This window comes from Bradyrhizobium pachyrhizi (genome assembly GCF_001189245.1).
In the GTDB taxonomy this organism is placed as follows: Bacteria; Pseudomonadota; Alphaproteobacteria; order Rhizobiales; family Xanthobacteraceae; genus Bradyrhizobium; species Bradyrhizobium pachyrhizi.
This window is the reverse complement of sequence record NZ_LFIQ01000081.1, coordinates 56,572-64,407: the sequence shown is the minus strand read 5'-3', so window position 1 is coordinate 64,407 and position 7,836 is coordinate 56,572. Positions and strand designations below refer to the sequence as shown.

Genomic DNA, 7,836 nt, shown 5'->3' with positions numbered 1-7,836 from the left:
CCGCGGGACGATCGCAGGAAGATGCGATCGAGCGCGCCGAGCAAACGCTGGCGCAGACCGTCGACGGCTGGGTCGAGCACGGCAAGCCATTGCCGGAGCCGACGCCGATCGAGCGCATCGTCGTGCCGAAAGGCTCGGACGTCGCGGCCTTCTTCATCGTTGGCGTCGATCCGCCCGACCCCTCCGAGCGCGTCAACGTCTATCTGCCGAAGAGCCTCATCGCACGGATCGACAAGCGCGCCGCCGAGCTTGGCATGAGCCGTTCGAGCTTTTTCGGCTTTGCCAGCTCGCTCGCGCTCGAATGGCCGGGCGGCTATCCACGCGGCGCCCCGATCGCGCCGCGCTCCAGGGTCCACAAGACTGGCGCGCTGCGCGCCGAGAAGCGGCCGGGCAAGAAGCCTGCGCGGTAAGTGACACGCGACGTAATACATGTGACGTCGTCCTGGCGAAAGCCAGGACCCATCACCCCAAATGCTGGTTGTTGAGTGTAGCTGGGGCCGCGATCCCTCTCACAACAAGACTCGGTGGCTATGGGTCCCCTGAGTTCGCAAACGAAGTGCAACACTTCCTTGAGGAGGTGTTGCCATGGGGCGGACTTACAAGCAGCTCTCTCTGACGACGTCGGAGTGTGAGTATTCGACCGGGCCAACCCGCGTGCGCCTCCTGCATGGCGTACGTCCGTTTGCGCCGGTTGATCGGCTTCGACCCGCTCTCCATAGTGCGCCCGATTGGAGGCTCCCGCCGGGGCTTCGGGGCGGGACTGCCGATGATCGACGTGACAGCTGCGGATGAGGCGAGCGACGACGCGCGGGCGCGCAGCAATGTATGGCGGCTTGCGGCGGCGCAGGCGCTGACCGGCGCCAATTCGGCCGTGATCTTCGCCACCGGCTCCATCGTCGGCGCGACGCTGGCACCCGACGTCTCGCTCGCTACGGTGCCGCTCTCGATGTATGTGCTCGGGCTTGCCGCCGGCACGCTGCCGACCGGCGCGATCTCGCGCGCCTATGGACGACGCGTCGCCTTCATCATCGGTACCTTCTGCGGCACGCTCACCGGCGCGCTCGGCGCCTGGGCGATCCTGCACTCGTCGTTCTGGCTGTTCTGCGGCGCGACCTTCCTCGGCGGGCTCTACGGCGCCGTCGCGCAGTCCTACCGCTTTGCCGCCGCCGATGGCGCCAGTGTCGCGTTCCGGCCCAAGGCGGTGTCCTGGGTGATGGCCGGCGGCGTGTTCGCCGGCGTGCTTGGGCCGCAGCTCGTGCAATGGACCATGGATATCTGGCCGCCCTATCTGTTCGCGTTCTCCTTCGTGATGCAGGCGCTGGTCGCGCTGGTGGCGATGGCGGTGCTCTCGGGCGTCGACGCGCCGAAGCCTGCGGCTGCGGATCTGCATGGCGGCCGCCCGCTGCTCGAGATCGCAAGGCAGCCGCGCTTCATTGCCGCGGCGCTCTGCGGCGTGATCGCCTATCCGATGATGAATCTGGTGATGACCTCGGCGCCGCTCGCCATGAAGATGTGCGGGCTGTCGGTCAGCGATTCCAATTTCGGCATTCAGTGGCACATCGTGGCGATGTACGGCCCGAGCTTCTTCACGGGCTCCTTGATCGCGCGGTTCGGCGCGCCCGTCATCGTCGCGCTCGGGCTGGCGCTCGAGGCGGTGGCCGCGATGATCGGACTGTCCGGGATCACCGCGCCGCACTTCTGGGCGACGCTGTTCGTGCTCGGGATCGGCTGGAATTTTGCGTTTGTTGGCGCTTCCGCGCTGGTGTTGGAAACGCACCGGCCGCAGGAGCGCAACAAGGTGCAGGCGTTCAACGATTTCCTGGTGTTCGGCATGATGGCGATCGGCTCGTTCTCGTCGGGCCAGCTGCTCGCGCATTACGGATGGAATGCCGTCAACTGGGTGGTGTTCCCGCCTGTGCTGCTCGGCCTCGCCGTGCTTTCGTTCGCTTCATTCGCCAAGCGGCGGACGAAATTGCGCGCGGTGGAAGAAATCCCGGATCCCAGCATCTAGGCATGTTCCGGAAAAGTGCGCCGCGACTTGGTGCAAGAACATGCCCAAGAAGGTTTTCTGCTGCCAATTGCTGACACTTCGATCCGTTTCGAAGTGACCGGCTTGCACGGCTCCCTACATCGTGAGAACGGATAAATCCGGTCATGACGATGTCGGAAGCAAGAGCAAGAAATGGACGCATCCTCACCCACGCTATCAGACGAGTCCTCGCTTGGTTATGAGGGCTGGCGCATCGTCGTCGTCTGCTTCCTGCTTGCGACATTCGGCTGGGGACTGGGCTTCTACGGCCAGAGCGTCTATGTCGCCGAGCTGCAGCGGCTGCACGGCTGGCCGGCATCGCTGATCTCGTCGGGCACGACCTTCTTCTATCTGTTCGGCGCCGCGCTGGTTGCCTTCGTCAGCGAGGCGATCAAGGCGTTCGGCGCGCGCAGCTGCCTGATCGCCGGCACCTTCGCGATGGCGATCGCGGCGGTTGCGATCGGCGAGGTGCGCGCGCCCTGGCAGCTCTATCTTGCCGACGCGCTGCTGGCGTTCGGCTGGGCCGGCACCAGCCTCGGCATCATCACCAACACGCTCGGCCTGTGGTTCGACAAGAAGCGCGGCATGGCGATCAGCCTGGCGCTGAACGGCGCGAGCTTCGGCGGCATCGTCGGCGTGCCGCTGCTGGTGGCGGGGATCGGCACGTTCGGCTTCTCCGGCGCGATGATCGCGGCCGCGGTGCTGCTGATTGTGGTGATGGTGCCTGTGATCCTGATCTTTGTCGGGCGGCCGCCGGCGCATCTGCACGCGGTCACGGCCGCCGCTGCCGACGCGCCGTCGGCGACGCAGGTGCGCAGCCGGGCGCTGCGTGACATCCGCTTCCTCTCGGTCTCGATTGCCTTCGCGCTGGTGCTGTTCGCCCAGGTCGGCTTCATCGTGCATCTGATCGCCTATCTCGATCAGGTGATCGGCCGCGAGCGCGCGACGGTGGCGATGGCGCTCTTGACCGCCATGGCCGTGGTCGGCCGCGTCTCGTTCTCCTTCGTGATCGACCGGCTCAACCAGCGGCTGGCATCGGCGCTGTCCTTTGTCAGCCAGACGGTCGCGCTCGCCGTCATCATCAATGTGCACAATGACGTGGCGCAGATCGCCGCCTGCGCGCTGTTCGGCTTCTCGGTCGGCAATCTGATCACGCTGCCGGCGCTGATCGTGCAGCGCGAGTTCGATCCGCGTGCGTTCGGCGTGCTGGTCAGCCTGATCACCGCGATCAACCAGATCACCTACGCCTTCGGCCCCGGCGTGGTCGGGCTGCTGCACGACCTCTCCGGCAGCTATTCGCTGCCGTTCTACGGCTGCATTGGCCTGGAGCTGATCGCGGCGGCGACGATCATGATCGGCCGAAAAACGTAGCCCGGATGAGCGAAACGATATCCGATCTACCTTTCACCTCCCCCTTGAAAAGGGGAGGTCGCTTTGCTCGCAGAGCAAAGCGGGTGGGGATCTGCTCTCTCCACTTGGAGCGGAGCCTGCGGCCGACCCCCATCCCGACCTTCCCCCTTTCAGGGGGAAGGAGACGCACCCTTAGCCCGGATGGAGCGCAGCGCAATCCGGGGCCCGTATCCGCGGCGAAAGCGGCCCCGGATTTCGCGGAGCCTGTCATCGGGCGCGCGTTCGCGCGACCCGTTGGCTCGTCCGGGCTACGATCTCTTTCGCTGTGCCTTCTTCGCCTTCCTCGGCTCGCTGATCTTGCCGGCCGCTGCGACCCGCAGCAGGCGGCGGAAGGTCGGGCATTCCATATGGCTCGGCGCCGGGCAGACGGCGGCGTGGCGCAGGCCGTCGCGCATCGAATTGAGCCTGCGGATGGTGCGGTCGAGCTCGTCGGCCTTGGCAGAAAGCATTTTCCGGTCGATGCGCGGTCTTCCATCGGGCGCGAACATCCTTGCGATCTCGTCGAGTGAGAAGCCGGAGGCGCGCCCGAGCGCGATCAGCGCCAGCCGGTCGAGCACGGCCGAATCGAACAGGCGGCGCAGCCCGCGCCGGCCATGCGAGGCAATCAGCCCTTTCTCCTCGTAGAAGCGCAAGGTCGAGGCGCGCACGCCCGACAGTGCCGCCACCTCCGCGATATCGATGTCCCGCATGGCCCTTGACCTCAAGTTCACTTGAACTGGCAGTATTCAGCCTATCGCTTGCCCGAGGCAGGCATCAAGAAGGACGAGAATCATGGGTGTCGCACCGCAAGCCGACGACGAGCAGGTCAAACTCTGGAACGGCGCCGCCGGACGCGCCTGGGTCGAGACGCGCGAGGTGCTGGAAGGGATGTTCAGGCCGCTTGAAGAGCTGCTCGTTGAGGCGGTGTCCGATGCCGCGGCCAGCCGCGTGCTCGATATCGGTTGCGGCACCGGCGCCACGACTTTCGCTGTGGCCCACGTGCTCGGCGGCCGGCAAGGGCATTGCACCGGCATCGACATTTCCGAGCCGATGATCGCGGCGGCGCGCGCCCGCGCGGAGCGGGAAGGGCGGCCGGTCAGCTTCATCTGCGCCGACGCGCAGACCCATCCGTTCGCGCCCGCGAGCTTCGACATGATCATCTCGCGCCTCGGCGTGATGTTCTTTGCCGATCCGGTGCAGGCTTTCGCCAATCTGCGCCGCGCAGCGCGGCCGGGTGCTGCGCTCCGCTTCATCGCGTGGCGCGGCGCCGCCGAGAACCCGTTCATGACGACGGCGGAACAGGCAGCGAAGCCGTTGCTGCCGGATCTTCCGGCGCGGCGCCCCGATGCGCCGGGGCAGTTCGGCTTTGCCGACCGGAAGCGGGTCGGAAATATCCTGGAGGATAGCGGCTGGGACGCGATCGCGATCGAACCGGTCGATGTCGCCCTCGGCTTTCCGGCATCGGAGTTGGCCCGCTATGTGAGCTGGCTCGGCCCGGTCGGGACGATGCTGCAGGCGATGGAAGAGCCGCACCGCACGCAAGTGATCGAGACCGTGTGCGGTGCCTTCGATCGTTACATCCACGGCAACGACATTCGCTTCACCGCGGCGTGCTGGATGGTCGCGGCACGGGCGCCGGCGGCGGCCGCGCATGGTTGACGCCGTGGAGTTCGTGGCGAGCGCGGTGCTGATCGGGGCCGGCGCGACCGTCGTGATGGACATCTGGGGGATGGTCCGCAAGCGCCTGCTTGGCGTTCCGTCGCTGGACTATGCTCTGGTCGGCCGCTGGCTCGGCCATCTCGTATCCGGGCGCCTGTGCCACGACCGCATCGCCGCGTCACCGCAGGTCGCGGGCGAACGGGTCATCGGATGGGCCGCGCATTATCTGATCGGGATCGGCTTTGCCGGCGTGCTGCTTGTGATGTTCGGCCTCAATTGGGCGCGGCAGCCCACTATGGCTCCGGCTCTGACGGTCGGGATCGGCAGCATAGCCGCGCCGTTCCTGGTGATGCAGCCCGCGATGGGCGCCGGCATCGCCGCGAGCCGCACGCCCCATCCATGGGCGGCGCGGCTGCAGGGCCCGTGACGCACACGGTGTTTGGGGGTGGGCTCTATGTGGCCGGCCGGCTCGCGCACCTGCTCCTGAACCCGTAGCCTCACCTCCCCCTTGAAAAGGGGAGGTCGCTTTGCTCGCAGAGCAAAGCGGGTGGGGATCTGCTCTCTCCACTTGGAGCGGAGCCTGCGGCCGACCCCCATCCCGACCTTCCCCCTTTCAGGGGGAAGGAGACGCACCCTTAGCCCGGATGGAGCGCAGCGCAATCCGGGGCCCGTATCCGCGGCGAAAGCGGCCCCGGATTTCGCGGAGCCTGTCATCGGGCGCGCGTTCGCGCGACCCGTTGGCTTCAGCCGGGCTACAAGCTCCTTCCGGGCTACGGAATTACCCCGCTCGCTGCTTCAGCAAATCCTCAACGTCCAGCCGTCGCGTGAACATCGCGAGCTTGCCGTCCGCGCTGCGCGGCCATTCGGCCTCGGGGCGATCCCAATAGAGCTCGACGCCGTTCTCGTCGGGATCGCGCAGGTACAGCGCCTGGCTGACGCCGTGGTCGCTGGCGCCGTCGAGCTGGATGCCGGCCGACAGTACCCGGTGCAGCGCATCGGCGAGCGCCGGGCGGGTGGGATAGAGGATGGCGGTGTGGAACAGGCCCGTGGTGCCCGGCGGCGGCGGATGGCCGCCCTTGCTTTCCCAGGTGTTGAGGCCGATGTGGTGGTGATAGCCGCCGGCCGAGATGAAGGCCGCGTCCGCGCCCAGCCGCTGCTGCAGCTCGAAGCCGAGCACGCCGCAATAGAAGCCGAGCGCGCGCTCGAGATCGGCCACCTTGAGATGGACATGCCCGATCCGCGTGCCGGCGATGATGGGGGGATTCTCTGGCATGAGCGGACTCCGTTGACGTCAATGCCCCCGCCATCAGGGGCGAGGTTTCGCCGGCTGATATAGTCCGGATTTGCCGACGTCGGAGCGATCGATCCGGAAACGCAGCGTTTCCGAAAGGCGCCACGGTCGGCCGGGCCTAGCAGAGTTCCGACAGCTCGCCGCCGGGCAGCTGGAACTCGAACGTGTTCAGCGTCATCGACACCATGGTGTAATAGCCGCAGAGGCCGATCACCTCGACCAGGCCGCGTTGGCTCAGCACCTCGATCGCCTCGTCATACAGTGCCTTCGGCAGGCCGTGACCTTCGTGCAGCGCCTTGGCGACGTCGTAGATCACCCTGGCCTTGGGCTCGTCGAAGGTCGGCGTCCGGCGCACGCGAATGTCCTCGATGATCTTCGGGTCGAGGCCGCCCTTCAGCGCCAGGCGCTTGTGGGCATACCATTCGTAATGCGCGGTCCAGTGCCGCGCGGTGACGAGGATCGCGATCTCCGACAGTTTTGGCGGGAAGATCGTGTCGAAGCGCAGCACCTCGCCGAGCCGCGTGGCATGCCGTGCCATCTCCGGGCTGTTCAGCCAGGCCATCATCGGCGCGGGCGGCGCACCGCGCTTGCCGGCAATCGACTCGTCGTAGGTTTCTTTCTGGGCGGCGTTCATTTCGCTAGGCGAAAGCAGCTTCAGCCGCATGTCCGTTTCCTCTTGTTTTTCAAGCGTTACCCCATCTCGGCGATACACCCGATCGCGCGCAGTGAGTAGCGACGCCAGAGCATGGCGCGGCCGCGAGGCATATTGAATTCGGCGGCTGCGTAGGTCTAAGGTCGAATCCAATTCGACGATTTTTTGACTGGAAACGCACCATGGCCGACCTCGAGAAATTCCGCGCGGAGACCCGCGCCTGGCTGGAGCAGAACTGCCCGGCGGAGATGCGCAAACCGATGACCTCGGATGGCGACACCTTCTGGGGTGGCCGCAACACGAAATTCTCGTCCGAAGCGCAGCGCGTCTGGTTCGAGCGGATGCGCGACAAGGGCTGGACGGTGCCGCATTGGCCGAAGGAATATGGCGGCGGAGGCCTCGATGGCGAGGAGGCCAAGATCGTGCGCCAGGAGATGGCCGCGATCGGCGCGCGTCAGCCGCTGACCTCGTTCGGCATCTCGATGCTCGGACCGGCATTGCTGAAATACGGCACCGAGGAGCAGAAGAAGGAGCATCTGCCGAAGATCACGGCGGGCCTGATCCGCTGGTGCCAGGGTTATTCCGAGCCGAATGCCGGCTCCGACCTCGCCTCGCTGCAGACCCGCGCGGTCGGCGACGGCGACGACTACATCATCAACGGCCAGAAGATCTGGACGTCCTACGCCAACTACGCCGACTGGATCTTCTGCCTGGTGCGCACCGATCCGGCGGCGAAGAAGCATGATGGCATCAGTTTTATTCTCTTCGACATGACGTCGAAGGGCGTGTCCACAAAACCGATCCTCCTGATCTCGG

The 7,836-nt window shown here is 66.2% G+C and carries 9 protein-coding genes; 6 read left to right on the top strand and 3 right to left on the bottom strand.

Annotated elements, in window-relative coordinates:
- The 3 genes from AKL29_RS18030 to AKL29_RS18020 form a co-directional block, all read left to right on the top strand.
- The coding region (locus AKL29_RS18030) for a type II toxin-antitoxin system HicB family antitoxin (RefSeq protein ID WP_244482136.1) at positions 1 to 410 on the top strand (410 nt) is incomplete at its 5' end.
- 356 nt (positions 411 to 766) lie between these two features.
- Positions 767 to 2,011, top strand: coding sequence for an MFS transporter (locus AKL29_RS18025; RefSeq protein ID WP_050385057.1), 1,245 nt, complete (start codon positions 767 to 769; stop codon positions 2,009 to 2,011).
- Between the two features lie 171 nt (positions 2,012 to 2,182).
- Positions 2,183 to 3,400, top strand: coding sequence for an MFS transporter (locus AKL29_RS18020; protein ID WP_050385056.1), 1,218 nt, complete (start codon positions 2,183 to 2,185; stop codon positions 3,398 to 3,400).
- 287 nt (positions 3,401 to 3,687) lie between these two features.
- Here the strand turns inward: AKL29_RS18020 and AKL29_RS18015 are convergent, their stop codons facing one another.
- Positions 3,688 to 4,128 (bottom strand): helix-turn-helix domain-containing protein, encoded by a 441-nt coding sequence (locus AKL29_RS18015; protein ID WP_050385055.1) that lies wholly within the window; start codon positions 4,126 to 4,128, stop codon positions 3,688 to 3,690.
- Positions 4,129 to 4,210: 82 nt separating this feature from the next.
- Here AKL29_RS18015 and AKL29_RS18010 point away from each other — a divergent pair, with 82 nt between their 5' ends.
- Together AKL29_RS18010 and AKL29_RS18005 are read left to right on the top strand one after the other, a co-directional pair.
- On the top strand, positions 4,211 to 5,077 hold the full coding sequence (locus AKL29_RS18010) for a class I SAM-dependent methyltransferase (protein ID WP_050385054.1): 867 nt from the start codon (positions 4,211 to 4,213) through the stop codon (positions 5,075 to 5,077).
- Positions 5,070 to 5,504, top strand: coding sequence for a DUF2938 domain-containing protein (locus AKL29_RS18005; protein WP_244482134.1), 435 nt, complete (start codon positions 5,070 to 5,072; stop codon positions 5,502 to 5,504). Before AKL29_RS18010 ends, AKL29_RS18005 begins: the two co-directional genes overlap by 8 nt.
- A gap of 351 nt (positions 5,505 to 5,855) precedes the next feature.
- On the opposite strand, the gene AKL29_RS18000 is transcribed toward AKL29_RS18005, so the two are convergent.
- Both AKL29_RS18000 and AKL29_RS17995 read right to left on the bottom strand, forming a co-directional pair.
- Positions 5,856 to 6,350: a VOC family protein gene (locus AKL29_RS18000; RefSeq protein ID WP_050385053.1), complete on the bottom strand. Its 495-nt coding sequence runs from the start codon at positions 6,348 to 6,350 to the stop codon at positions 5,856 to 5,858.
- A 136-nt stretch (positions 6,351 to 6,486) separates the two neighbouring features.
- The gene (locus tag AKL29_RS17995) at positions 6,487 to 7,032 is read right to left on the bottom strand and encodes a carboxymuconolactone decarboxylase family protein (RefSeq protein WP_050385052.1); all 546 of its coding nucleotides are present in this window, start codon (positions 7,030 to 7,032) and stop codon (positions 6,487 to 6,489) included.
- Between the two features lie 170 nt (positions 7,033 to 7,202).
- Between AKL29_RS17995 and AKL29_RS45005 the strand changes: the two genes are divergently transcribed.
- Positions 7,203 to 7,836, top strand: a 634-nt coding sequence (locus AKL29_RS45005) for an acyl-CoA dehydrogenase family protein (RefSeq protein WP_244482133.1), incomplete at its 3' end; no start/stop codon positions are given.

What these genes read in the sequence shown, in the direction of transcription:
- AKL29_RS18025 (WP_050385057.1), top strand. Translation starts at nt 767, where the DNA reads ATGATCGACGTGACAGCTGCGGATGAGGCGAGCGACGACGCGCGGGCG.
- AKL29_RS18020 (WP_050385056.1), top strand. Translation starts at nt 2,183, where the DNA reads ATGGACGCATCCTCACCCACGCTATCAGACGAGTCCTCGCTTGGTTAT.
- AKL29_RS18015 (WP_050385055.1), bottom strand. Translation starts at nt 4,128, where the DNA reads ATGCGGGACATCGATATCGCGGAGGTGGCGGCACTGTCGGGCGTGCGC.
- AKL29_RS18010 (WP_050385054.1), top strand. Translation starts at nt 4,211, where the DNA reads ATGGGTGTCGCACCGCAAGCCGACGACGAGCAGGTCAAACTCTGGAAC.
- AKL29_RS18005 (WP_244482134.1), top strand. Translation starts at nt 5,070, where the DNA reads ATGGTTGACGCCGTGGAGTTCGTGGCGAGCGCGGTGCTGATCGGGGCC.
- AKL29_RS18000 (WP_050385053.1), bottom strand. Translation starts at nt 6,350, where the DNA reads ATGCCAGAGAATCCCCCCATCATCGCCGGCACGCGGATCGGGCATGTC.
- AKL29_RS17995 (WP_050385052.1), bottom strand. Translation starts at nt 7,032, where the DNA reads ATGCGGCTGAAGCTGCTTTCGCCTAGCGAAATGAACGCCGCCCAGAAA.